Annotated in this window: 22 protein-coding genes; 4 read left to right on the forward strand and 18 right to left on the reverse strand. The window is 49.7% G+C overall.

Annotated features, from left to right (window positions below; genetic code table 11):
- Positions 1-59: 59 nt before the first annotated feature.
- From H6F68_RS01370 to purC, 14 genes are all read right to left on the reverse strand, one after another.
- Positions 60-641, reverse strand: a complete 582-nt coding sequence (locus H6F68_RS01370) for a cell division protein SepF (protein ID WP_190431762.1) — start codon at positions 639-641, stop codon at positions 60-62.
- 410 nt (positions 642-1,051) lie between these two features.
- The gene (locus tag H6F68_RS01375; RefSeq protein ID WP_190555930.1) at positions 1,052-1,735 is read right to left on the reverse strand and encodes a YggS family pyridoxal phosphate-dependent enzyme; all 684 of its coding nucleotides are present in this window, start codon (positions 1,733-1,735) and stop codon (positions 1,052-1,054) included.
- 36 nt (positions 1,736-1,771) lie between these two features.
- Complete coding sequence (gene pipX, locus H6F68_RS01380; RefSeq protein ID WP_190555932.1) at positions 1,772-2,041, reverse strand: transcriptional coactivator PipX; 270 nt, start codon at positions 2,039-2,041, stop codon at positions 1,772-1,774.
- 210 nt (positions 2,042-2,251) lie between these two features.
- Positions 2,252-2,674: a holo-ACP synthase gene (gene acpS / locus H6F68_RS01385; protein WP_190555935.1), complete on the reverse strand. Its 423-nt coding sequence runs from the start codon at positions 2,672-2,674 to the stop codon at positions 2,252-2,254.
- 127 nt (positions 2,675-2,801) lie between these two features.
- Positions 2,802-4,307, reverse strand: a complete 1,506-nt coding sequence (locus H6F68_RS01390) for an anthranilate synthase component I (protein WP_190555937.1) — start codon at positions 4,305-4,307, stop codon at positions 2,802-2,804.
- A gap of 15 nt (positions 4,308-4,322) precedes the next feature.
- Complete coding sequence (locus H6F68_RS01395) at positions 4,323-5,348, reverse strand: energy-coupling factor transporter transmembrane protein EcfT (RefSeq protein ID WP_190555939.1); 1,026 nt, start codon at positions 5,346-5,348, stop codon at positions 4,323-4,325.
- A 36-nt stretch (positions 5,349-5,384) separates the two neighbouring features.
- On the reverse strand, positions 5,385-6,746 hold the full coding sequence (gene der, locus H6F68_RS01400; protein ID WP_190431754.1) for a ribosome biogenesis GTPase Der: 1,362 nt from the start codon (positions 6,744-6,746) through the stop codon (positions 5,385-5,387).
- A gap of 189 nt (positions 6,747-6,935) precedes the next feature.
- Positions 6,936-7,142, reverse strand: a complete 207-nt coding sequence (locus H6F68_RS01405; protein ID WP_190431753.1) for a hypothetical protein — start codon at positions 7,140-7,142, stop codon at positions 6,936-6,938.
- 139 nt (positions 7,143-7,281) lie between these two features.
- Positions 7,282-8,547, reverse strand: a complete 1,266-nt coding sequence (gene lpxB / locus H6F68_RS01410; RefSeq protein WP_199299850.1) for a lipid-A-disaccharide synthase — start codon at positions 8,545-8,547, stop codon at positions 7,282-7,284.
- A gap of 3 nt (positions 8,548-8,550) precedes the next feature.
- The gene (lpxA, locus tag H6F68_RS01415) at positions 8,551-9,381 is read right to left on the reverse strand and encodes an acyl-ACP--UDP-N-acetylglucosamine O-acyltransferase (protein WP_399312446.1); all 831 of its coding nucleotides are present in this window, start codon (positions 9,379-9,381) and stop codon (positions 8,551-8,553) included.
- 46 nt (positions 9,382-9,427) lie between these two features.
- The gene (gene fabZ / locus H6F68_RS01420) at positions 9,428-9,856 is read right to left on the reverse strand and encodes a 3-hydroxyacyl-ACP dehydratase FabZ (RefSeq protein ID WP_370527435.1); all 429 of its coding nucleotides are present in this window, start codon (positions 9,854-9,856) and stop codon (positions 9,428-9,430) included.
- Between the two features lie 189 nt (positions 9,857-10,045).
- The gene (gene lpxC / locus H6F68_RS01425; protein ID WP_190555943.1) at positions 10,046-10,957 is read right to left on the reverse strand and encodes a UDP-3-O-acyl-N-acetylglucosamine deacetylase; all 912 of its coding nucleotides are present in this window, start codon (positions 10,955-10,957) and stop codon (positions 10,046-10,048) included.
- 23 nt (positions 10,958-10,980) lie between these two features.
- The gene (locus H6F68_RS01430; protein ID WP_190555945.1) at positions 10,981-13,368 is read right to left on the reverse strand and encodes a BamA/TamA family outer membrane protein; all 2,388 of its coding nucleotides are present in this window, start codon (positions 13,366-13,368) and stop codon (positions 10,981-10,983) included.
- A 141-nt stretch (positions 13,369-13,509) separates the two neighbouring features.
- Positions 13,510-14,268 (reverse strand): phosphoribosylaminoimidazolesuccinocarboxamide synthase, encoded by a 759-nt coding sequence (gene purC / locus H6F68_RS01435; RefSeq protein ID WP_190550521.1) that lies wholly within the window; start codon positions 14,266-14,268, stop codon positions 13,510-13,512.
- Positions 14,269-15,267: 999 nt separating this feature from the next.
- Between purC and H6F68_RS01440 the strand changes: the two genes are divergently transcribed.
- Entirely contained in the window at positions 15,268-15,942 is a 675-nt protein-coding gene (locus tag H6F68_RS01440; RefSeq protein ID WP_242065326.1) for a response regulator transcription factor, read from the forward strand.
- Between the two features lie 20 nt (positions 15,943-15,962).
- Here the strand turns inward: H6F68_RS01440 and H6F68_RS01445 are convergent, their stop codons facing one another.
- Positions 15,963-16,469 (reverse strand): low molecular weight protein-tyrosine-phosphatase, encoded by a 507-nt coding sequence (locus H6F68_RS01445; RefSeq protein ID WP_190555947.1) that lies wholly within the window; start codon positions 16,467-16,469, stop codon positions 15,963-15,965.
- A gap of 383 nt (positions 16,470-16,852) precedes the next feature.
- On the opposite strand from H6F68_RS01445, the gene H6F68_RS01450 reads away from it, so the two are divergent.
- Complete coding sequence (locus tag H6F68_RS01450; RefSeq protein ID WP_190555949.1) at positions 16,853-18,223, forward strand: SGNH/GDSL hydrolase family protein; 1,371 nt, start codon at positions 16,853-16,855, stop codon at positions 18,221-18,223.
- 167 nt (positions 18,224-18,390) lie between these two features.
- Here H6F68_RS01450 and H6F68_RS01455 read toward each other — a convergent pair whose 3' ends face one another.
- From H6F68_RS01455 to murC, 3 genes are all read right to left on the reverse strand, one after another.
- A complete protein-coding gene (locus H6F68_RS01455) occupies positions 18,391-18,735 on the reverse strand; it encodes a YbaB/EbfC family nucleoid-associated protein (protein WP_190431744.1) in 345 nt (114 codons plus the stop codon).
- A gap of 381 nt (positions 18,736-19,116) precedes the next feature.
- Entirely contained in the window at positions 19,117-20,136 is a 1,020-nt protein-coding gene (gene murB / locus H6F68_RS01460; protein ID WP_190431743.1) for a UDP-N-acetylmuramate dehydrogenase, read from the reverse strand.
- Positions 20,137-20,271: 135 nt separating this feature from the next.
- Positions 20,272-21,843 carry a UDP-N-acetylmuramate--L-alanine ligase gene (gene murC / locus H6F68_RS01465; RefSeq protein ID WP_190555951.1) on the reverse strand — a complete coding sequence of 524 codons (1,572 nt, stop codon included), beginning with the start codon at positions 21,841-21,843 and terminating at the stop codon, positions 20,272-20,274.
- A 508-nt stretch (positions 21,844-22,351) separates the two neighbouring features.
- Between murC and nadD the strand changes: the two genes are divergently transcribed.
- Positions 22,352-23,047, forward strand: coding sequence for a nicotinate (nicotinamide) nucleotide adenylyltransferase (gene nadD, locus H6F68_RS01470; protein ID WP_190555953.1), 696 nt, complete (start codon positions 22,352-22,354; stop codon positions 23,045-23,047).
- Positions 23,048-23,446: 399 nt separating this feature from the next.
- Positions 23,447-24,460 carry a type I glyceraldehyde-3-phosphate dehydrogenase gene (locus tag H6F68_RS01475; protein WP_190555955.1) on the forward strand — a complete coding sequence of 338 codons (1,014 nt, stop codon included), beginning with the start codon at positions 23,447-23,449 and terminating at the stop codon, positions 24,458-24,460.
- Positions 24,461-24,489 lie beyond the last annotated feature (29 nt).

Raw genomic sequence — 24,489 nt, forward strand, 5'->3', positions numbered from 1 at the left:
CACAGACTTGGCTTGATTGATAGACAACAAAGCGAACATAAACTGTAGCTAGTGAGCTACTAAGCCATGCGAGCTTGCTCAGCAGTCCAAGCGGGCGTAGGAGCAGCAGGACGGCTGGGGCGCGCTTGAGGCTGAGGCGCTTCTTGAACCACACCTGCTTGAGTCGTAACTTGCACGCAGTTGGGGGTGAAGAGGAAAATGCTTTCGCCAATCCGCTCTTGATGACCATCGATCGCGTAGGTACCACCTGCCACAAAGTCAACGGCTCGTTGAGCTTGGTCGGGGTCCATGATCGTCAGGTTCAAAACCACTGACTTCCGTTCGCGCAAGGCTTGGATGGCTTGAGGCATTTCCTCAAAAGAGCGAGGCTCCATTACCACCACTTCAGAGAGGCCATTGATGGCTCCCGGCATGCCAATTACGTTATTCATGGTTGAACCAATTCCTGTTTCAGTGGACATTGATACGCGCTCACGAATGCGACGGCGATTCCGGGCATCTTCCTCTGGCGCGGGTTGGGGGTTCTCTTCTCGATAGAGATTTTGATATTCTTCCCCATCCGTCTCGTCATACTCATACTCATAATCGACGGGATCGTTAAAACCAACAAAATCCCGTAACTTCGTGAAAATATTGTTCACGGTTCACGCTCCATCACAACAATAGTTACCTTCAGTAAACAACTTCATTATTAGGAGGAAAAAACGCTAGTAGGCCTAAATTGACTTAAGCCCCTTAAAAAGCGTGCCTCCTAGTTGAAGCTTACGGTCGGACTTTAATAAAAAATTAAGAGCCCAAATCCATAATGAAGCTTGCGAACACCCTGGCTGACTTTCCTGAATTGACTCCACAGTATACATCGATTTCTTACTTGTAATCTCAGAAAAAGCCAGAAGTGCAGTGTTGATTTACAGGCGCAAGAGCGTGGTGGCAATTAACACAACACAACAGAAGCCAGACTTCATGGAGGGATTGCAAGCTCTTGTTACTAATACTGCCTAATAAATAAAGCATGCACATACTACCTGGGTCTAGGAATTTAGGCAAGAGGTTAGATACCCCGTTCTCCAAATAAAATTGTGCCCAAGCGGATCATTGTCGCCCCGGCTTGCACAGCCAGCCGATAATCATTGGACATTCCCATTGAAAGCTGAGCCATCTGGATATTAGCCCAACTCTGCTGCCGAATTTTCTCCGCTAATTCTTGCGCCTGCTGAAACACGGTTAAGGTGTCCGATTCACTCAGCCCTAACGGTGGAATTGTCATCAATCCTTGAATTTTCAAGTTGTGGCAGTGATCAAGTTGTGGCAAGTCGGACCACAGCTCATCCACTGTCCAACCCGTCTTATTGGGATCAGGCAAAAGTTTGACTTGCAAACAGACTTGCGGCTTCACTAGCAACGGCTCGGCCAAGCGATCGAGACGTTGGGCTAACTTCAGGCAATCCACCGAATGAATCCATTGAAATAGCTCCAAAGCTTTTTGGGCTTTGTTACTTTGCAAGCGTCCAATTAAGTGCCAGGTGATATCCGGCAAATCTTGTAGTTCAGCTTGCTTAGTTTCGGTTTCTTGAATTCGACTCTCGCCAAAATCTCGCACACCTGCCGCGTAAGCAACTCGCATTGCTGCCACTGGCACCTGCTTAGTCACAGCAATCAACTTTACCGCAGGAGGTAAGCTTTGCTGAATGCTAGCAATGCGATCGCGATAGATACTTGGCTGGGATGAAGTCATTGCGTCGAAGATAAAGGCGACAGCGCGATGGGAGCCTTATTGGAAAGTTTGTTTGTAGATTGCCTGTAGCTGCTCTTGCTCTTTAGCCTGCCCTGCCCGCCGTAGCAGCCGCAGCCGATTCTCGACTAAGATCCGGGCATCTGTCCGACCAATAGGTTCAAACTTTAAGCCGCTGGGTCCGCTATGCACCATAAAAAAGAGCCGTTGGGCATACAAAGTCGCAAACAGTTCTTGGCTTTCCTCAACAAGACAAATCCTGAAGAGTAAGCCAAAGGTTGGGTGATTCAGATAAGTTTCAGTACTCATTCAGCTTCAAGCTGGCAGCAATAGCTAGGTCAAAATTAAGGTTTAGATTACAAGCTAAATTTGGTAGTTGCGATCGCCAACAATATTATTAAATCGTGGAGTCTGTTTCAGTATCGCTCTAAGCGTGACTAATTAGTTCAAATCAGCCTAATAGAATTCCATAGACTTCCATGCAGGATTTAAGGCAATTCACTATTTAGTCGCGGCAAACTAGTCACGGCAAAAAGCAATTGCCGTTGCGATCGCATAATCACCATCATGACTCAGGCTCACTTGCCAATGATAATCTCCCCACGTAGACACCGCGATCGCCGCCGCTCCATAGAGACAAACTTTTGGCTGTCCACTGGGCTGACGTTGAACTTCAATATCGGTGTAGCGCAGACCTCGCCAGCCAGTACCTAAGGCTTTCGCAACAGCCTCCTTGGCAGCCCAGCGTCCTGCTAAACGACTTGCTGAAACATCAGTTTGCTTTTCGTGAAGACCAACCGGAACAGGGACTTGAATTAAAGCCCCAGCGTCCTGCTGCTCGGCGGGCGTGTAAACTCGTTGCAAAAACCGCTCCCCAAAACGGTCTAGTGCCGCTTGAATGCGAGGAATGTAGACAATATCTGTTCCAAGGCGAATATTCAAGCCAACCTATCTTTAACGACCAGATTTCATCACTTTAGGAGAAACTGTGCCCTTTTGCTACCAAAACTGGGCCTGCTATCGGTTAGCACAGTTTTGGTTAGCAGAGTTTTTGCCACAGACTTCTGATCTAGGAGCTAGTTTCAGCCTGCAATTCTACAAGTCGTAAGGCTGCTAACTGGGCTTGCGCTTTGTGCAGCGACTCATACCACTCTCGTTCCGGATCGCTATCAGCTACAATTCCCGCTCCCACTTGACCCCAGACCTTAAAACTTTGAGCTGAGTTACTTTGTGGAGGGCGATCGCTTTTGGTGATTAACAAGGTCCGAATCAAGATATTCAGGTCGAGGTGACCACGCCAATCTAAGTAGCCACAGGAGCCATAGAACAAGCTGCGCCGCACAGGTTCCAACTCTTCAATGATTTCCATACAGCGAACTTTAGGACAGCCCGTAATTGTGCCGCCAGGAAACACTCCCCGAATCAAATCGATGCTGTTGTATCCAGGCTGGAGAGTACCAATCACGTTACTCACCAAATGCATGACGTGGCTGTAGTACTCAATCGTGAGCAGTTCATTCACCGCCACCGAACCCCATTCGCAAACTCGGCCTAAATCATTGCGCTCCAAATCAACCAGCATGATGTGTTCCGCTTGTTCTTTGGCGCTGGCTAGTAGTTCTTGCTGCTGCGCTTGGTCTTGTTCGGGCGTTGTGCCCCGCGATCGCGTCCCGGCGATCGGTCGCGTTTGAGCTTGTCGCCCCTGCAATTGCACGAGTCGCTCCGGAGAACAACTGACAAGATCTCCCCAAGGAGTCTGCCAATAGCTGGCAAAGGGAGAGGGGTTCACTTGCTGTAAGGCACGGTAAAGCGACCAACTATCGCCCGTTAAGTCTGCTTCAAAGCGTACCGAAAGATTAGTCTGAAAGATGTCTCCAGCCGTAATGTAGCTCTTGGCTTTGAGAACTGCGGCTTCGTAATCAGCTTGAGCCGTATGAAATTTAGGCAGGAGGGAGGGAGCTGTTAGCGGTGCATTTTGACTCAGGCTTAGCGATTTGTAGTTCCCAGCCTCCTGCCTGAGGGCCAATTGCTCCTCTAGTTGATCCAGCTGCGGCTCCTGAGTCGTAGCTAACCAAAGAGTTTGCTCCCAATGGTCTAAAACTGCAAAGCAGTCTGGCTCGTACCAATAAGCCACGGGAAACGGCAGCGCATCTGATTTGAGCTGGGGCAAATGCTCAATTTCCCAAGCTAAGTCGTAACCCAACCAACCCAACCAACCTCCCGTAAACGGCAAAGCATCTGGGCGCGATCGCTCATCCGCTAAACCAAAGTTCTGGCGTTGTAGCAGTTGCTCCAGAAACGGCAAAATATTGCCCACTTCAGGCGTCCAAAGCTGCAATTGGCCATCTAGCACACGGGGAGCGCCAGCACAAATCGAGTAACGGGCTTGAGCTTGCTGCAAAGCACTAGGAGCACCTAGATTACCCAATGGGTAAGGGCTTTCTAAGAGGGTAGCGATCGCAGATTCAGAAGTGGCTTGAGTGGTGGGCTGATGGAATAAGGCAGCGAAGATTTGCGAACCAGTGCGGTCTGCTAAGGGGAGCGATCGCCAATACCAAGGTTGAATTGAATGCATAGTGAGGTACGACGACTATGAAACTTCCGATCCCCAAATCAAACGAGCTCCCCACAAGCCTAACAGCGCTAATAAGGCCAACCAATCGCCACGGCCCAGTCGTAGTTGATGCCACTGCACCCGATGCTGGTTAGGGCTAGTAAAGCCGCGCACTTTCATCGCACTAGCAATCTGCTCTGCTCGTAGCAACAAATTTTCTAATAGCCGCTCCGCGATTAACATCCAAACTTGAATCGCCCCACGAAACCCTAACTTTTTCCAGTTAATCGCCCGAGTCCGCACGGAGCGAATCAAATTTTGCACTTCTTCCAGCACCAACGGAATAAACCGGAGTGACAAAGTTAGGGTTAACACAATCTCGGTGACAGGCCAATTCAAGCGGCGCAGCGGTCGCATCAAAGTTTCTAGACCGGCAGTAATTTCCTCAGGCGCGGTAGTGAGCAGGAATAGATTCGTGCTGTAAATCAAAGTAAACAGCAAAGTGCTGACCCGAACTCCTAAGTCCAGCGATCGCCGCGTCACCAAAAATGGTTTTTGCTTAAACAGCACATAGTTATAAGCCGTAGGCTGCGGTAAAGACTCAGTCAGAGCCTGCTGATTAGGCTGTTGCTCAGATTGGCGCTCACCATTGGCATCAACCGAGTCTCTGGTCAGCCAGCGGCGAGGATCGAGCCATACAGGGCGTTGTGCTGCTGCTGGAGTCGCAGATTGCTGGGCAAAAGCTAACTCATTGGCGGGCAGGCGAGGTTGCTGCTCCGCACTCAATCCATCTGGGGCGATCGCGGTCAGCAAAAAGACAAAGAAGCCCAGCATCAATAACCAAGCCATTTGCTGCCGCCAAACCCGAAACGGAATCATCGCTATCAGGGTGAGCAGGACTAGTACCACGACCAAGAACAAGCGCCAGAGGGGATTTGCTAGGAGAGGGGCCAGCAAAAAACTCATTAACCAAGCTAGCTTGACGCGGGGATCAAGCTTATGGAGCCAAGTTTGCGGTTGTTCTAGGTACAGTCCTAATGGCAGCGATCGCAGCAGATCCATTCGATTTGGGGGATGAAACTCTCAATCACTTCATTGTTAAACACGAGTGGCCCGGTTAGCGCTACCCCGCTCCATTTCTCGCACCTTCTTGCTCCGCCAAATCATGCGGATTGGCGTACCGGTGAATCCCAAACTCTCGCGAAATTGTCGCTCAATATAACGGCGATAGTTGTCATTGAACAACTTAGCTTCATTCACAAACAGCGCGATCGTAGGTGGCTGCGTACTAACTTGAGTGCCGTAATAAATTCTGCCCTGACGACCTTGGCGCGTGGTTGGGGGCGAATGCCAATTCCCAGCCTCCTCCAAAACCTCATTAATCACTGAGGTCGTCACCCGCCGTTTATGCTGCTCAGCGGCTGTATTCACCAGTTCTAGAATCTTCTCAACTCGCTGCCCTGTCTCAGCACTGACAAAGATCAACGGTGCCCATTCGGTAAACTGCAAGCGGCTTTTAACTTGCTCCCCGTAGTCATAAATGGTGTAAGCGTCTTTTTCGACTGCATCCCATTTGTTAACCACAATAATGCAAGCTCGCCCTTCATCTGCAATTCGACCTGCAAGTTTCTGGTCTTGCTCAGTCACGCCATCTAGGGCATCAAGCACCATCAAGACGACATCAGCTCGACGAATCGCTTTGAAAGCGCGGTTAATGCTGAAAAATTCTGGGCCGTACTCAATATGCTTTTTCTTGCGAATGCCAGCCGTATCAATTAAGCGATAGGTTTGGCCTTCTCGTTCCACGACTGTGTCAATGCTGTCGCGGGTGGTACCGGAGATCGGGCTGACGATGGCACGATTTTCACCGACGAAGGCATTAAGTAAGCTTGACTTACCGACGTTAGGCCGTCCCACGATCGCCACTTTGATCTCTGAAGTTTCTGGCAATTCCTCCTGCGGGGGCAAATGCTTGAGCGCTTCATCTAAGAGATCGCCAGTACCGTTGCCGTGAATCCCGGAAACAGGATAAGGCTCACCCAAACCTAAACTCCAAAACTGAGCGGCTTGAGCCATTCCTTGCTCTGGAGACTCACACTTATTGACAGTCAGCAACACGGGTACAGACTGCTGCCGCAACCAGGTAGCAATTTCTTCATCAGCTGTAGTAGGGCCTTCTTGACCATCTACTACAAAAATCGCCACACTGGCTTCGGCTAAAGCTGCCATCGCTTGTTGCCGAATTAGCGGCAAAAATTCAGTGTCGTCATCAAAGATTAAGCCACCTGTATCGACCACCAAAAATTCGCGATCGCGCCAGTAAGCGGGTTGGTAGGTGCGATCGCGTGTGACACCGGGCTCGTCAAAAACAATCGCGCCTTTCGTTTCGGCCAAACGGTTCACAATCGTTGACTTGCCCACGTTCGGACGACCAAGAATAGCAACAATAGGCAAGGACATAAGGCGATCGCACTCAAATAATTTGTGGAGTCTAAACTTCTATTCTAAGGGCTGCGACCCATTGTTGCTCTATCTGTGATATGTTGCCCAACGTGGTAACGGGCTCACTTAGCTGGAGCAGGTTGAATGTAGTAGCTGAACCCTCTGAAGCCAAGTTTTTGGAAAGCCAAGTTTTTGGAAGTCAAATTTTTAAGCCACCTCTGCGATTTGCAAGAGGCCGTGGCGAATCCCATACAAAACTCGATCAATTAAGACTTTGTCCGATTCTTGAGCCGCTCTGGCCGTAGACAGAGTAATCAGCCATCGATACTCTGTCGCAGTCAAGCTACCACACAAGAAAATACTGCCAATCAATTCTTCTAAATCAGACGCCTGGGAAAGCACTAAAGACTGCATAGCGGCTAGGCAAACGTTGAATTGCCAACATTAGATGACGATTCCAGAGTGCCTCGTGGTGGTTACATTTGGCACCGAGCGATCACGGATATTTTCCCACTAGCAATTTAGTCCGCTCCATAGATTCCGCTGCTAGCAGTCAGGAGGGTAATGAATTGGCGGGCAAGAGTTGCAGAATCTCTTGGGCAGCGCGATCGCAGACTCCGACTTCCCCAATCGCTTGGCGCATGGCTTGGTAGTTATCCAAAGTCTGTTGCCGCCGCACCGGATTGAGCAATAACTCCAAACCTGCTTGAGCAATATTGTCTGGTGTGGCCTGGTCTTGCAGAAACTCTGGGACTACAGACCGCATTTCTACCAAGTTAGGCGGCGACATGAACGGGATGGAAAACTTGAGAATATGGCGAGCAATCCAAGCGGTGACAGCACCAACTCGATAGAGGACAACCTGGGGGACATTCAGGAGGGCAATTTCCAGGTTAACCGTACCCGATTTTCCAATGGCCAGATCGGCTGCCGCGATCGCTCGCAATGTGATGGATTCCTCAAATTTAGAATTACTGGTTTGTCCTGCCAATACAGTAGCCCGCAGTCCATACTGTTGAACCGCCTGTTCGATGGGCGAACGGTAAGCTTCCAAAGAGACGGGAATCCAAAAATGAGCCTGAGGCAGTTGCGCCTGAATTTGTTGAGCTGCCTGGAAAATCACGGGCATCAAATACTTCAGTTCTTGACGACGGGAGGCAGGGAGCAGGGCGATCGCAACTTGGTCATCTGGAATTCCTAGGGCTTGCCTAGCACTGGCGCGATCGGGGGCCGATTGCATCCGATCTACCAAGGGGTGCCCCACCCAGCTCACTTTGGCTCCATGCTCGGCAAAATAGCGGGCTTCTTCTGGAAAGATTGCTAAGAGGCGATCGGTGATATTGACAATTCGCGCCGTATTGCGCGGGCTGAGTGACCAAACCCACTCTTGAGGCGCAATGAAGTAAGCGATCGGCACTTGGGGCAAATGCTGCCGTACATAGCTGCCTATGGCCACGTTGGGGCCGAGGTAGTCAATCAAGACCACTAAATCAGGGGGATATTGGCGCAAGTACTGTTTAGCTCGTCGCTGAATTTGTAGCGTCGGCCAAATATAGGGCAATGATTCTAAGAGGCCCACAGACCCAATGGCTGTGGTGTTGCCTAAAAGCGTCGCCCCCGCTTGCGCCATGCGATCGCCGCCAAGGGCCAAAATTTCTAACTCAATCCCCAGAGCTTGCGCTTGCCGCTTCAGGGCCGTGACCAGCAGCGCCCCCTGAAGATCGCCAGAAACTTCACCTGTGCTAATAAACAGGCGAATATTCCGGGAAGCGGCAGGAGTCTCTGCGATCGCGCTCCTCTGATTGGTTGGTTCACCCATGCGTCAGTCTTCGCTCCTCGTACCTTTGCGCCGCCCCGGAGTGGGACCGCGCCGCCCCTCTAACTGCGAGAGTTGCAGAAACCGACAGAGATGCTGTAGGTGTTCATTCTCAGGCAGCAATTCTAATTTTTCTAATGCCTGCTCTAGAGTTAAGCCAGAACGATAGAGTAAGCGAAACGCCTTCTTCAAAGACTGAAACACTTGCCCATCGGCTAAATCTACGATGCCAGCCCGTTTTAAGCCCACTTGGTTGAGGGTTCTGACGCGGATGGGGTTGCCCTCCACCAGCATATAGGGAGGGATATCTCTAGTGACTCGGCTCATGCCACCGACCATGGCTAGCCGCCCTACATGCACAAACTGGTGAATACCACCCACACCGCCAATTACTGCCCGTGACTCAATGTGGACATGTCCCCCCAGAGAGACAGCATTGGAAATAATCACGTTGTCTTCAACCACGCAGTTGTGCCCAACGTGAACATAGGCCATCAGCAGATTGCCACTTCCAATCACTGTGACTTCGTCGGCCCGTGTCGCTCGATTAATGGTGACGAACTCACGAATGCGGTTGTCATCACCAATTTGCACTAAGCTCACGGAGCCGTCATATTTCAGGTCTTGGGGCTCTAGACCGATCGCGGCTCCCGGAAAAATGTGATTGCGAGCCCCAATCTCCGTCCGACCATCTAGGACCACATGCGGACCAATGACGGTATCAGGGCCGACTTTGACTTGTGGCCCAATCACGGCATAAGGCCCTACTTGCACAGTCGAGTGCAATTGAGCATCTGGATGAATAACTGCTGTTGGATGAATCAGTGTTGTAGTCAAGGGCGCGCCTCCAGGCACCATCCCAAAAGTTTAAGAGTACAGAGCATTAGTCCACCAAGGAAAACATGAGTTCGCCTTCGGCTACTAGCTGACCATCTACTTCAGCTCGGCCCTGCATCTTACCAAAACGACGTCGCTTTACGCACAGCAGTTCCACTGTCAAGATCAACTGGTCTCCTGGAGTTACAGGACGACGGAAACGAACTTTATCGATGCCTGCAAACAGGAACAATCCGCCCTGTACGTCCGACATTTGAGTCAGGACCACACCGCCTACCTGGGCCATTGCTTCTACGATCAGGACACCAGGCATGATCGGCCTGCCAGGGAAGTGCCCCTGAAAGTGGGGTTCGTTAAAGGTGACATTTTTGATCCCAACAGCTCGCTCCCCTGGTACATACTCGATAATGCGATCGACCAGGGAGAAGGGATAACGATGAGGCAGGAGCTTGTGAATGTCCTCAATTGCCAAAATGGGCTTGGTTGAGTCAGAGGATTTGGTGCTCCCATTGGCCTGTGCCTCCACATGGCTAGGGGCATCAGTGGTGTTGAGATCAGTCAAGGTGGACATGGGTAGTTTTGCCAGTAGTGAAGGATGTGATGCGCTTTCCAGTCAGGCAGCTATTTGGATCGAGATACAAGATTCCAGACAAAATCACCAGATTCATCCTTCATCTCTCATCCTTTGAGCTATCAACTGTGCCAGTTGGGTGTGTAAGTGATGGCTAGCTTTGTAAGCCAAAATGTGAGCCTGGGGAAATAAATTTAACAAACTTAAATCCCCTACTAAATCTAAAAGTTTATGACGCACTGGCTCATTTGAAAATCTTAAGGGAGGGTTAAGCCATCCTTCAGTTCCACAAACTAAGGCATTTTCTAGGCTGCCACCTTTAATTAAACCATTGGCTTGTAAGTGTTCAATTTGGTGCGCCAAGCCAAAGGTGCGAGCCGTTGCGATCGCCTCAGCAAAATTTTCTTGGTCCGGAGACCAACTGTGCCACTGATTGCCGATGGCAGGTAAATCAAAGTCAATGCCATAAGTAAATCGCAACGCTGGGGCTGGCAATGCTGCCACAAACGCATCGCCCTGGTAAACCCAAATGGGTTCGCTCAAGGTGTAGGTTTGCCTAGCTGCTGTTTGAGCAACAATGCCTGCTTGGGCGATCGCTTCTACCCAGCTCTGAGCGGAGCCGTCGAGTAGGGGGACTTCAGGGCCATCAATTTCAATCCGGACGTTATCAACTCCCAAACCCGCCAAGGCTGCTAGCAGATGCTCTACCGTTCTGACTTTAGCTTCTCCCTGGGCCAGTTCTGTAGACAGCGTTGTTTCATGCACCGATGCCACAGATGCAGCAACCTCAGGGGCGTTCGCTAAATCGACCCGGGCGAAGACGCGACCTTGATTTTCAGCAGCAGGCAACACTCGCACCTGAGTTTTTAGCCCTAGGTGCAAACCTACTCCAGAACAAACAAACTCATTTTTCAAGGTCTGCTGTTGTCCAGAAGTTAGCGCTACAGGGGCCGATAGCGGACTCGGCGATGCTGATAGCGGGACGTTTTTAGGCTCTGAAAGCATCGTGACCTTGAATGGATGGAACTTTAGAACCGTTCTCCAATACCGAAGTGCAGACGACTGTTGCCTTCATCATTAAAGCCGTAATCAATTCGGATTGGGCCTAAAGGTGATTGAATTCTGACGCCTACACCATATCCTAAACCACTACCAGGTTTACCCCGAACGCCCGCCGGATCACCCGGAACGCTGGAGCCAGAACCTAGATCAGTGGCGTAGTCTAAAAATAGCGCTCCACCCAGAATGGAGAAAAGCGGGAAGCGATACTCAGCGGTGGCTTGAATAAAGCTACGACCACTTCCGACATCCCCTTCATCAAAGCCTCGTACCGAGTTACTACCGCCTAAAGCGAACGCCTCATAAGGAGGTAAATCGCCAATAACTGTACCTGCTTGGACGTTAAAAGCCAGCGCTTCTGGACCTGCCGCAAACTTGGTGTAATCGACTGGAATGTAGTAGCTGTAACTACCCCGGAGGCGATTGAAGAAAATCCCACCGATTGGGATCGATTGCTCAGTGCCAAACCGTAGAAGAGAACCGCTGGTAGGTCGCAGTCGATTGTTCCGGCGATCGCGGACTAAGCCCAATTGAGCCGTGAGCAAATTATCTGATCCGTCATCACTAAAGCTGAGTTGATTCCCTAGTTCATCGAATGGGGTGATCTCTCGATCCGAGTCACGAACTGAGACGCGCTGGTATTGCAAACCAGCTGAAGCGGTCCATTCAGAATCGGCAAAGACATCACGACTCAGTGGACGGGTAAAGGTAATACCACCCCCCAAACGGTCAATCCGAGGGCGATCGCCGTTAGGCAATTCCACTTCCGGTTCGCCACCATCAAAGATCAAAGAGAGCGAGCGGCGGTTGAAAACATTGAGCGTGTAAGAAGTTCGGTAAGGATCGCCCGCAATCCAAGGGTCCGTAAAGCTGACATCAAATAGCAACTCCCGCTGGCCTACCTGCACCTCGGCATTAAATTTTTGGTTATTGCCACCCAAGTTTTGCTGTTGGTAGCTCACACTACCAAACAAGCCACTGGCAGAACTAATACCTAGTGCGGCTCCAGCAGAGCCCGTACTGCGCTCAGTGACATTGGCAACCACGACTACTTTGCGGGGGTCTTGCCCCGGATTGAGAGACAGCCGCACATCTTCAAAAATCCCTAGGCCATAGACGCGCTGTAAGTCCTTCTCAGCCTGAGTCCGGTTAAACACATCTCCTGGCTTGAGGGCAAACTCACGGGTGATGATAAAGTCGCGAGTACGGCCTCGAACGGGCTCACCCTCATCGTTGGTTTCCTCACCGTCTTTGTTCAGGAACTTAACCTGAACATCTTCAACCACGCCTTCAGCCACGGCTAGAGTCACCGTGCCGTTTTCCGCCACCTGGGGCGTATCAATCACTTGGGCCAGGACATAACCTTTGTCTTGGTACCACTTATTAACTTCTTTGACGCCTTCTTGGAAGCGACGCAAGTTGAGAATACTACCGTACTGCTCCTTAAAAATGTCATCGACGACGCTTTGGGGCAGAACTTGATTGCCCTCTACCCGTACAGAATTCAGGACCGGATTCGCTTGGACATCAAAGGTGACACGAACCCCTAGCGGTGTATCTGAGGGATTGGCTCGCACGCTAGAGAAGAATCCGGTAGCGAACACAGCATTAATGTCTTCTTGCAATTGCGATCGCGTGGTTGTCCGTCCTGGTCGAGTCCGAATCGCGTTGTAAACTTCGTCCTCTAGTTCTCCGGTGACACCTTGAACCACCACTTCGGCGACTAAAACGCGGGGTTCTGCTTGCTCAGGGGTAGCTTGAGTTTCTCCGTTGGTGCCATCCTCAGCTCCATTGGCTGGGGTGGTTGGAGTTGTCGGAGTTTGGGGAGGAAGGTTGAAATCAATACTTGGGCCGGGCGCTGGTGTTCCATCCAGTTGAATTTCGTTGGGCGTTTCTTGCTCTGGAGTCGCCGTTCCTGGGGGTGGCCCACCTAGTGCAGGGGGCGTTTCTTGAGTGGAGTCCAACTCTATGTCAGTTGGCGTAATTTCGGTGGGCGCAATCTCAGTTGGTGTGGTCTCGGTAGGCGTTTCAGTAGGTGAAGCCGGCGATGAGGTAGGAGCTTGAGCCCGAAACTCGGCTGGAAAAACTTCCGGTTCACTAACGGTTGGCACCACAACGCTATTACTAGCCAATACAGCCCCTGGCTTTGCCATCTCCACACTAACCGCGATCGCGGGTAATGAAGCTGGCTTCAAGACGTCTGCTGCCGCAGTTGGGCTGGTAGCAACAACCTTGACATCCTTAGAGGACTCGACCCCTGCTTTCGTAGGTGCAGAGGTTTGCCCTCTGGCAGGAGTAGACAGGTTCAAGGTTGCTGAAGCGGCAATAATTGCTACTAAGACCGGAGATAAGCGCATTGTGTTCACGTGATTTGGCATTTCCACACACCAGGCTCTAACTTAGGCTGGCCTAAGTTGTTAAAGACATCAGGGAATTGGGTTGAGAAGGGAATCCCGCTAAACCAAGCAAATGGGGAAATTTTACCCCATTCGTGACTCTCACTCTTGCACTGGTTCTTGAACTAATGGCTGAACTGGCTGGTTAAGCACCCGTTCTAGCACCCTTTGGTAAGCACCTTCTACATCGCCTAAGTCACGCCGGAAGCGGTCTTTATCCATCACCCGACGGTCTGGATCAGTTTCCCCTTGGTCCCAAAGCCGACAAGTATCCGGGCTAATTTCGTCAGCCAAGAGAATTTGCTGATTGCGGTCTAAGCCAAACTCCAACTTGAAGTCCACCAGAGTAATGCCACACTGCTGAAAAAAAGCTGATAGTAGCTCGTTAATCCGCAGCGCCATTTGTTGGAGCTGGTCTAGCTGTTCCGGCGTAGCCAGTTCTAGCAACAAAAGGCGATCGCGAGTCAGCAGTGGGTCCCCTAGAGCATCGTTCTTGTAGTAGAACTCCACGAGGGGCTGCTTCAAAACCGCACCCAATTCCAACCCAGTTTGTTGACAGAGGCTCCCGGCTGCAATGTTCCTGACTACCACTTCTAGAGGAATAATTTTTACCGCCTTGACTCGCATATCTTCAGCGGTGGGGCGATCGATAAAGTGGGTAGGGATACTGTTGGCTTCTAGCAACTGAAACAGATGACTAGAGATAGCAGCGTTGATTTCACCTTTACCAGCAATTTGTCCCCGCTTTTGGGCATTAAATGCCGTCGCGTCGTTCTTAAAGTGGGTGAGAAAGACATCGGGATCATCGGTGGCGTAGACAATTTTAGCCTTGCCTTCGTAGAGCTTTTGACGCGCAAACATGAGCAGAATCAGGTTGAAAATCAATACTTGCTAGAAGCAAGCTTCACCATTCTATCTTTGAGTGGTTATTTTCCACGCTGATAGCTCAAAATCCAGTTTATATCTATCTAAACTGCAAAAGTGCATCTCTTTTCCTGGAGTAATCAATACTCCAGTTTGTTAGTACTTTTTGGTATTTATTGAACCGATTAAACTTTTAACGTAGTGCAACATAGTTTAACTAGTCTGGGTTTCAGCCAGCGCACACCTCTACTTAATTTAGGACCAAAGACCATTCTCTGACCCATCACAAAACTGCTCTATATCCCACTGCACTAAGTTTTATTCAGTGCTGAGCAAGGATACATCCTAGGAATTTTTGACTAAAATCTCTTTTGTACAAGATTGGCCCAGAACAGCAGCGAAAAGTGTTGGAGTTGCAGGTAGTCACCCTTAAAGATGAAGCCAGAATGTGGCGTTTGCGTCAGAATTTACTTTGACCTGTGCTCACTGGACAGCCAGAGCCAAACCCGATGCAAAGGCTAAAGCTCAGCTAAGATTTCTGGGATCAAAGGCTAAGATAAAGTAACGAATCGCCTTGAGTCTCACGTTGTTCCGTTGCTCTTGACTGATCCCAACGGCTCTCCACAGGCAAACAGAACTCGGAATGCCTAAGGCTGAAAGCGATAAAGGGCAAGCTTGATACAATCTCTGCAAAGACGACCCAAATCATTCAAGACAAAGAGATACAATTCAGGTAGTTGTGGTTTGTAATTTGAGATACGGATTGGTTAAGTGCTCTCTGGGAGAGCGATCGCTGGAGTTCAGGAAACTGCATCTAAGGGCTCAGTCTCATTTCGGCATAATCAGCTTCCACTCAGTATCCTTAATAGTAGGAAAACCACTTTGATTGCTTTAAACTCACTCTCTGTGATTATTTTTTAGTATCGTAGGCCCATCTTTAAAGAGCTGTATTTGTCCTAACCCTAAGCGTTCATGTGCTAGCTACCCATGCCTTTGATGATTCTTGTTGCTGATGATGATATCGGTACTCGCCTGTCCATCAGCGATTATCTCGAACTCTCTGGTTATTCAGTCGTTGCGGCTGAGAATGGTCAGGAGGCGCTAGCGCTGGTTGATGAGTACCAGCCTCATCTGATTGTGACCGATATTACCATGCCTCGGATGGATGGCTACGAGCTAGTCAGACGAGTTCGACAAAAGGTAGAGTTTCGACTGTTGCCCGTTATTTTTCTCACTGCTCGCACTGATATTCAAGAACGCATTCGGGGCTATCAGCTAGGGTGCGATCTGTACTTACCCAAACCCTTCGACTTGGATGAATTGGGAGCCGTCGTTCGCAACTTGCTAGAGCGATCGCAGATGATTCAAGCGGAAATGATTCATGCCGAGTGGCGATCGCGACATCAAGAGGCAGAGCTTTCAGCCGAAAAGACCAATGCAACTGCTAAGTTTACCCCCACGCCAGCGCTTTCAACGGTGAGCTTGACGGAGCGAGAGCAAGAAGTGCTGCAACTTTTGGCGGATGGTCTGTCGAATATTCAAATTGGTCATCGCCTCCACCTCAGCCCTCGTACGGTGGAAAAACATGTCAGCAGCTTGTTACGCAAAACTGAAACTAATAACCGGGCGGAGCTAGTACGCTTTGTGATGGAACACGGGTTGATGCACTGAAACTCTCTAAACTTTTTCTCCTAGGGTTGGAGTTTAGAGGTGGGAGCAGCCAATTTTTGGGTTGTCACCAGATGCTGCAACAAGCCGCCACAAGCATCCAATAGCAGATCGATCACGTGATTAAAACCTTCCGTGCCCCCGTAGTAGGGATCGGGAACTTCCCGCTCTGGATACTGCGTGCAAAAGTCACACATTAAGCGCACGCGATCGCGATACATTCCAGTTGAATCAAGCGCCAGAATATCTTGATAGTTTTCTTGATCCATTGCCAAGATCAAGTCAAACGCTTCAAAATCTGACCTTTGAAACTGTCGAGCTTGACCTGCAAGGGCAATCCCTCGCTGCTTAGCGGCCGCGGTCATGCGGCGATCGGGGACACTGCCAATGTGATAACTCGAAGTCCCAGCAGAGTCACAAATAATTTCATGTCCCAACCCTGCTTGCTCAATTAGGTGGTTCATGATGTTTTCTGCCGAGGGTGAGCGGCAGATGTTACCCAGACAAACGAAGAGCAGTTTGTAAGGCATGTCTGTAGTCAAGGTTGGTTGGGCGATCGCTGACAGCGTAATCGATAGCCGCCATCAGCCTCAATAGCTTATCAGAACCGTAGCGCCTGTTCGAAAAAGTTGATTCGGGGTGCTCCTGTCGGTCGTTTCCCATTGCCTTGGCGATCGAGACCCCAATTCGTGCTTGCGCCTGTGATTCCTAAGGGGTCTTTCCGGTTTCAGAGCAGCAACCCTTGCAGAGGTATGGATAACTACCGGGAACTTAGATCAAACCTTGACCTTCTGGCCCTAGGGGTGTAACTCTTCTTGAATGTGCAATTTCGGACTACAGTGTTTGCTGATAGCAATTCGCTCCACCAGGCAAGCACGGGTCACTACTATTGGTATTACGAGGAAAGTACTTGATGTTTAGGCCTAGCCGTAGATCTGCTTACCGGAAACAACGTCGGCTCTCTTGGCCCCTGATCACCTTACTCACCCTGCCTCTTGTGCTCATAGTCCTAGAGTTTTTGGTCCGCACCTTTGTCGGTGTGACAGGACAAAGTAACGAATTGGCAGCTTATCAGGGTAAACCAACCAAAGCCACAGCCTACGGCCTTAGGTTTCTGGATGCGAGTCAGCAGCCTTATGATGGTTTGCCCATCGCAGGACAGCTAGCAGCAAAGCCTAGTTTAGCGACGGGCTACAAACTTGTCGGCAAACAGCAAAGTCAGTTTTGGCGGATTAACGAGCAAGGGTTTCGCAGCGATCGCCCTGTACCCGTCGCCAAACCCAAAGGTGAAACACGAATTTTTCTGTTAGGTGGCTCTACTGCTTTTGGACACATGAGCTCGACTAACCAAACTACATTTGCCCACAAGTTAGAAGCCAGCCTCAATCAGCAAGTCGCGCAGCAAAAACGCAACCCAGAAAAATTCCGCCCAGACGTTTTACCGTACTACAAAGAAGAAGTTGACAAAGCTCTAACGTTGCCGCCCCGGATTCGCGACGGGCAATATCGCGTGATTAATGCCGCTGTCCCTGGTTATGCTTCCGGTAACGAAGTAGCTCAGCTAGCAATGCAAGTTCTAACGTATCAACCCGACATCATTGTGGTTGTGGACGGATACCGAGACTTGCTGCTGCCCAGCACTGAAGAAGGAGTGACCATCCCTGGAGCCGAAGCACTACTAGAAGATGCGCCACGTCACTTTTATACGCACCTGACTCAGCAGTTGAGTAATTTGTTTACTCAGTCTTATTTAGTTAAAGGAATTCAGTACTGGTTGATTAAGCCTCAGCCTTCAGTAGATGAACTCAGCTTGGTGGCCGCTAATAGCAATGCTTCCTTAGTTGAACAACTCCCCAGTGAGCCAACAGAGGTGGAGCGGCGAGCTGAGCGTTACCGCAGCCATCTCCAGCAAATGGCCCGACTCGCAACCGCTGCCAAAATCCCTTTAATTGTGGCAGTTCAACCAGAAGTCACCAGTCGAACTGGCAAAAACCGTTCTTCAGAAGAAGCCAAAATTCAGCAGGCTCTAGGAGCTACCTACAGCCAACGGGTCAAAGCAGGTTATACCGAGATTGAGCAAGCAGCACTACAAGTTCAGAAAGAATTTCCCAAAACCGTCACCACGCTGAACCTCTACAATCTTTATAACAACTTCCCCAGCCAAGCTTTTGTAGATACAGTTCATCTCACCGATGAAGCCAACACTGTTCTCGCCAAACGGCTCTATGGCACGATCGCTAAGTTACTCAACGTCCCCGTTCAACCCAACCCTTCTCCTTACTAAATTTGCAGGCCTGACATTCAAGAGAGACTGAGCAGTCACAGACTTAGCATTGGCAAGAGCATCGATAAGGGCGATCGCAACTTTACAAGGTCAAAACAATAAAACCGGGCAAAAAGCAGACATAAACTGCTTGCCCGGATTGAATTGGACTCTTAAATGCTGTTGATTTAGAGGCCAGGTAGGTTCAAACCACCTGTCAACTCTTCCATTTTCTCGCGCATGGTGGCTGTGGACTTGTTGTAAGCATCCTTCATGGCAGCAGTCACCAAGTCAGAAACTACTTCAGCGCCTTCCCCCAGCACATCGGCTGAAATTTCTACTCGCCGGGGTTCTTGGTTGCCACTGAGGACCACCTTCACCATACCCCCACCCGCTTGTCCTTCAATTTCCATTTTCTCCAAATCTTCTTGGAGTTGTTTGGCACCCTCTTGTACTTGTTGTGCCTTCTTGAATGCTTCGGTCAGCTCTTTCATTTTGCCCAGACCGAAGCCAAATCCCTGTCCTTTGCTCATAACGTTTAGATTGGGTACGAGTTGTTTGTCTAATTAGGTTGTTCCTAGTCTCTGCTATTCTGCCACTCTCACTGTCTCTTTGGCAGACTTTTGCCTAACCCAGCCTGAAGCTCGATTTTTTGCAGACAACTTTCAAGCCACAAAAGCCAACCTAGCGAAAGGCTGTGAATCAGCTTAGCCACCTCAGGATTGCATGGCGAGGGCTGGGGACTGTAACTCTTAAAGTCTTCACCTAAGTTAACATTACAGCCGCTGGACTTTCCATGACTCCTTAGAAGCAACTTTGTTAGAGCTGCAATTTTCTCAGGCTTTCAGCAGACGACTAAGCAGAAGCATCAATCTGAACAGTGGCCTTGCAGCCATGTCCAACCATCAGCCAGTTTAGGCGAGTTGAAACTCTCCCAGCATTTTTACTTCTGGTTCTAAGCGCAATGACCAATGCTGTTCTACTTGTTGCTGCACATAGCGAATCAGCTGAAAAATGTCGTAGGCAGTCGCACCACCACAGTTAAGAATGAAGTTGGCATGGCGCTGAGCAACTTGCGCTCCCCCAATCCGATGTCCCTTCAACCCTGCTTGTTCAATTAGCCAACCAGCGGTTTGGGGTCCAGGATTGCGGAATACACTTCCACAACTGGGCAGGTGATAAGGCTGACTAGTCTGGCGCTGCTTTAAGTGAGTGGTTGTAGCTGCCATTACCTGAGCGGGATCAGCTCCTGGTTTTAATTGCAGCGTTGCTTGGGTGACTAAGCGGCGATCGCCTTGCAGAGCTGAGGTGCGGTAGTTGAAACCCAAATCGCCAGGTAAAAGGATTTCTGTCGTGCCATTGGGTAAAAGCACATGAGCATTGACCAAAACATCAGCAGTACAATCTCCGTGTGCTCCTGCGTTCATCACCACTGCACCGCCTAGAGTGCCAGGAATTCCCACGGCCCATTCCAGACCTTCCCAACCCCGCTCTGCGGCTTGCCAAGCTAAACGAACTAGCGGTTCTCCAGCCCCAGCCGTGATTTGACCTGTTTCAGCATCAAAGTGAGCGTGGCGAAAATGCCTAGTGCAAATGACCAAACCGGGTAAACCGCGATCGCTGACCAACAAGTTGGACCCTGCTCCCAGCAAGGTAACAGGCAACCCCTCTTGGTTAGCCCAATCGATGCTGGCTTGCATTTCCTCTGCTCGTCTCGGGGAAACAAACCATTCTGCGGGTCCTCCCACTCGAAAAGAGGTGAAGGGTGCTAAGGAGACTTGAGGTTTAATCAGACACTCGGTAGCGGGCAAGCGAATCGGTGAGTATTTCAAGGGATCAGGCTTGGGGGGAGCAGCCTCAGTTTTGGGTGGGATGTTTGGTGTGATAAAGGTGGAAGGCTTCAGAATGCTAGGCGGATCTTGGGAAAGAGTCATGATGGTCCAACTGCTCCATGCCTACGGGCCTAAGATGAAAGACTGGTTTCCGCTTCTCCAGGTTGTGGCCAACCCTGGTACAGCAATCTTTCATTCATCGTGAAACTGCTATGCGGTGATGGTTCATAGTGAACATCAGAAAGAGGTTTGGTCGCACCTTTCTTGAGATATGCTTTTTGCGGCACGCTCCTGAAAGGCCATTAATTCCGGGATAATTTGGTTTAAGTTACCAGCCCCCAGAAATAAAGCCAAGTCTCTTGGTTGCAGCGTTTGTTCCAAAAAGCTTTGGACTGCTGCCAACGAAGGTTGAAAAACCACGTGAGCATGGTGGGCCGCGATCGCATCTACAACCTGTTGACCCGTCAGATTATCTGGTTGGGGTTCTCCGGCAGCGTAGATGTCTGTCACTACAACTACATCCGCATCCTGAAAAGATTCAGCAAACTCTGCCAGAAAAGTTTGAGTGCGGCTGTAACGGTGGGGTTGAAATACAGCAACGACTCGCCTCTGATGGGCAGTGGGCAATTCGGTCGCCTGTAGATGAGCGGCTGCTAGAGTGGCTCGAATTTCGCTCGGATGATGGGCGTAGTCATCAACAAATAAAACCTCGTTGTATTCACCGCGATATTCAAAGCGACGCCGAGCGCCTTCAAAAGTCGCGATCGCTGGAGCTATCTGGGCAAAGTCTAGGTTTAGAAGTCGGCCCACAGCAACTGCTGCCAACGCATTACTCAGGTTGTGCTGGCCCAACAGCTTGAGGTTGAGTTCTCCCAGTAATTCACCCCGTTCCCAGACTTGAGCCTTGGTCCCATTTGCCTGATAGGTGACGCCGTCTACCGTGTAGTCAGCACCCGATTCTCGATGCAAGCTATAGGTAATGGCTGGTTGGAGCGCATCTCGAACCGTGGCACAATCGATGCAACCGATTAAGGTTTTGCAGTGGCTGGCGAAGGTTTTGAATGTTGAAATCACCTCGTCTAACGTGCTGTAGTGATCCGGGTGATCCAATTCAATATTAGTGATAATGCCAATCTGAGACGAGAATTTTACGAGAGAGCCATCCGACTCATCCGCCTCAGCCACTAAGTAGGGTCCTTCCCCTAAGCGGGCATTGCCTTCCCAAGCTTTCACCTCTCCTCCCACTACAATCGTGGGGTCCAAGCCTGTCTCCAGCAGCAAATGGCCAATCATACTGCTGGTCGTGGTTTTACCATGAGTTCCAGCAACGGAAATACTTTGGTAATCCTGGATTAAGGCCGCTAGGAGATCAGAGCGATGAAAAATTGGACAGCCTAGTTCTAAAGCAGCGCGATATTCTGCATTGGCTGGGTTAATAGCTGTGGAACAAATTACCTGAGGCAACAGGACAGTATCGGTACTACTAGATACTTTACTCGTAGTGGACAGGGTTTCTTTCGCTCCCCCCCCATTTTTCCCATTCGCCGCGATCGCCACAACTGCTGCTGGTAATGCGTCACTTTTAGATGATTCAGCTTGTCGAAAAAACTCTAAATTCGTGGCATCTTGGCTCCAGAAAATGTGCGCTCCTAAATCCTGTAAGCGCTGAGTAATGTGATTTAACCGAATATCTGAGCCCGAAACAGGTAGCCTACGCTTTGCCAGAACGTAAGCGAGGGCCGACATTCCAATTCCACCGATTCCAATGAAATGAAATGGCCTCCCGCTGAAATCAACAGAATTCAGCATTTTAGCTCCTTACACACCACACCACACCAATAACACGCGATATCATATCAAGAATTGCTTTTTAGCGATACAGTCCGCCAAGCATTTACTTCTTTAGAGAAAGAACGTCTTTTCGAAACTTTATCACTCTAAATTAGTTGTTCCGATTGCTCCCATTTAAGGGATTTTTTTGTCCTGGGACTGTTTTTATCTTTACTCGCCTAGGGCGTTATAGATCCGGAAATCTCCTGAAAAAACATCGTGAGAATCAACTTTCCAGGTTGATAGCGAGTTGGTCTCGATCAAGATGATTCGCTATAAGAATTCTTCAGTAATTCCTAGGAATTCCGCGATTTTTCATCAAATCTCCTGCATCCTACATCTAGGCTTTATAGTTGCAACTAGGGTTTGTACGGAGATCAGTCACTGCATTGAGCTGGCATCACGATTGCAGCAACGTAGTGTTACAGAACGGTGACTGAGTTTGAGATCCAAGCGAATTGACGCTGAGAAAAGCAGCCAGTTTAGCATGCAGAAAGTGGCAATTTTAGGTGGAGCGTTTGACCCAATTCACTGGGGGCATTTGGTCATGGCTGAGACAGCACTACAGCAAGCCGCTCTTGACCAAGTGATTTGGGTGCCAACCCGCTTAGCACCGCACAAAGCTCAGCAACTCGGATTGAGTTTTGAGCATCGACTGCAAATGGTGCAACAAGCGATCGCCGATCACCCCGCTTTTGCTGTCACCCAGGTTGAGGCTAATCGGGTGGGGCCTTCTTTTGCCATCACAACTCTGCAAGCTTTACAAGAACTTCATCTACAAGTTCAGTGGTACTGGATTATTGGTTTAGATGCTTTCCGAACTTTGCCACGCTGGTATGACCACGCCAAATTAGCTGCGACCTGTGAGTGGTTAGTTGCCCCTCGCTCTCAACCTTCTAATTCCTGTAGTCCAGATTTCTGTGGTTCAGGCAATGATTTAACGACTCTAACGACTGAATTGGGTTGGACTGCGGAAATGATCGCTAGCTGTGAGCAAGTTATTGCGGTCATGGCTCAGCAATCTATTGCCATCCGCTGGCAGCGTCTCCCTATGCCTGTTGTGGGTGTCTCTTCGAGCTTGATTCGCCAATACTGCCGAGAGCAACGCTCTATTCGCTATCTAGTTCCAGAGGCAGTTAGAACTTACATCACTGGCTATCAGCTTTATCAGAACCATGACTAAGGGCGATCGCCGCATCAAAATTCAAAGCTTATTGCTTGGTCGGGTTTTGTTGTGCAAGACAACGGTTTTTTAGGTCATGGCTTCGCCACTTGTTTCTAGCAGTCTCAGTGATCAAGCCAACTTTGCAGCTTTTGTCCCTGAGATCTCTACAGGCACAAAATAGGTTGAGATCCTGAATCAACGTTGCCTGAAATTCAAGAGAACTTAGTAAAGAAACGACTGGGAATGGAAATTGGTAAATTCTCAGTTAAATCCGGAAAATTTCTTGAATTCACTCATTTATTAAAATTTTTAGCGGGTGCTGGGGAACGGATTGGGAGTTCGAAATAGGCATCCTTTGCGATATGATCTGGGTCATTACTCGCTATCCGACTTTAGTAATACAGAGGGCAAGACGCAGTGATTAGAGTAGCGATCAACGGCTTTGGACGCATCGGACGTAACTTCATGCGATGCTGGATCGGCAGAGAAAATAGCCACATTGAAGTAGTCGCTATTAACGATACCTCTGACCCAAAAACCAATGCCCACCTGCTCAGATATGACACCATGTTGGGCAAATTCGACGCTGATATCAGCGCGGATGACAACTCCATCACTGTTAATGGCAAAATTGTCAAGTGTGTATCTGACCGTAACCCAGAAAACCTGCCTTGGGCAGCCTGGGATATTGATTTGGTTATTGAATCCACTGGCGTCTTTACTAGCCGTGACGGAGCTTCTAAGCACTTGAAAGCTGGTGCAAAGAAAGTATTGATTACAGCTCCTGGCAAAGGAGATGATGGCACCTTCGTCGTGGGTGTAAACGACAAAGACTACGACCCTGTCAAGCATGTCATTATCAGTAACGCGAGCTGCACCACTAACTGTTTAGCCCCTGTTGCCAAGGTTTTGCATGAGAACTTCGGCATCGTCAAAGGCACCATGACCACCACCCACAGCTACACTGGGGACCAGCGGTTGTTGGATGCTAGCCACCGGGATCTACGTCGCGCACGGGCGGCGGCAATGAACATTGTGCCAACCACCACTGGTGCGGCTAAAGCGGTAGCGCTGGTTCTACCCGAACTCAAAGGTAAACTCAACGGTATTGCTCTGCGCGTCCCTACCCCCAACGTTTCCATTGTGGACTTGGTCGTAGAAGTTGAGAAGAACACGATCGCTGAGCAAGTCAATGAAGTGATGAAGGATGCCTCTGAGGGTGCGCTAAAAGGTATTTTGGCTTATAGCGATCTGCCTTTGGTTTCTACCGATTACCGGGGTACTGACGCTTCCTCCATCGTGGATGCTGAGCTGACTATGGTGATGGGCGGCAACATGGTGAAGGTTGTTGCTTGGTACGACAACGAGTGGGGCTACAGCCAACGTGTGGTTGACCTAGCTGAAACCGTGGGTGAAAAATGGCAAGGCTAGACAGACGCTGATGCGTTCTAGCCCAGTAC

The organism is Trichocoleus sp. FACHB-262 (assembly GCF_014696035.1).
Taxonomy (GTDB): domain Bacteria; phylum Cyanobacteriota; class Cyanobacteriia; order FACHB-46; family FACHB-46; genus Trichocoleus.

What these genes read in the sequence shown, in the direction of transcription:
- H6F68_RS01375 (WP_190555930.1), bottom strand. Translation starts at nt 1,735, where the DNA reads ATGACTTCATCCCAGCCAAGTATCTATCGCGATCGCATTGCTAGCATT.
- pipX (WP_190555932.1), bottom strand. Translation starts at nt 2,041, where the DNA reads ATGAGTACTGAAACTTATCTGAATCACCCAACCTTTGGCTTACTCTTC.
- H6F68_RS01390 (WP_190555937.1), bottom strand. Translation starts at nt 4,307, where the DNA reads ATGCATTCAATTCAACCTTGGTATTGGCGATCGCTCCCCTTAGCAGAC.
- H6F68_RS01395 (WP_190555939.1), bottom strand. Translation starts at nt 5,348, where the DNA reads ATGGATCTGCTGCGATCGCTGCCATTAGGACTGTACCTAGAACAACCG.
- der (WP_190431754.1), bottom strand. Translation starts at nt 6,746, where the DNA reads ATGTCCTTGCCTATTGTTGCTATTCTTGGTCGTCCGAACGTGGGCAAG.
- H6F68_RS01405 (WP_190431753.1), bottom strand. Translation starts at nt 7,142, where the DNA reads ATGCAGTCTTTAGTGCTTTCCCAGGCGTCTGATTTAGAAGAATTGATT.
- lpxB (WP_199299850.1), bottom strand. Translation starts at nt 8,547, where the DNA reads ATGGGTGAACCAACCAATCAGAGGAGCGCGATCGCAGAGACTCCTGCC.
- lpxC (WP_190555943.1), bottom strand. Translation starts at nt 10,957, where the DNA reads ATGCTTTCAGAGCCTAAAAACGTCCCGCTATCAGCATCGCCGAGTCCG.
- H6F68_RS01430 (WP_190555945.1), bottom strand. Translation starts at nt 13,368, where the DNA reads ATGCGCTTATCTCCGGTCTTAGTAGCAATTATTGCCGCTTCAGCAACC.
- purC (WP_190550521.1), bottom strand. Translation starts at nt 14,268, where the DNA reads ATGTTTGCGCGTCAAAAGCTCTACGAAGGCAAGGCTAAAATTGTCTAC.
- H6F68_RS01440 (WP_242065326.1), top strand. Translation starts at nt 15,268, where the DNA reads ATGATTCTTGTTGCTGATGATGATATCGGTACTCGCCTGTCCATCAGC.
- H6F68_RS01445 (WP_190555947.1), bottom strand. Translation starts at nt 16,469, where the DNA reads ATGCCTTACAAACTGCTCTTCGTTTGTCTGGGTAACATCTGCCGCTCA.
- H6F68_RS01450 (WP_190555949.1), top strand. Translation starts at nt 16,853, where the DNA reads ATGTTTAGGCCTAGCCGTAGATCTGCTTACCGGAAACAACGTCGGCTC.
- H6F68_RS01455 (WP_190431744.1), bottom strand. Translation starts at nt 18,735, where the DNA reads ATGAGCAAAGGACAGGGATTTGGCTTCGGTCTGGGCAAAATGAAAGAG.
- murB (WP_190431743.1), bottom strand. Translation starts at nt 20,136, where the DNA reads ATGACTCTTTCCCAAGATCCGCCTAGCATTCTGAAGCCTTCCACCTTT.
- murC (WP_190555951.1), bottom strand. Translation starts at nt 21,843, where the DNA reads ATGCTGAATTCTGTTGATTTCAGCGGGAGGCCATTTCATTTCATTGGA.
- nadD (WP_190555953.1), top strand. Translation starts at nt 22,352, where the DNA reads ATGCAGAAAGTGGCAATTTTAGGTGGAGCGTTTGACCCAATTCACTGG.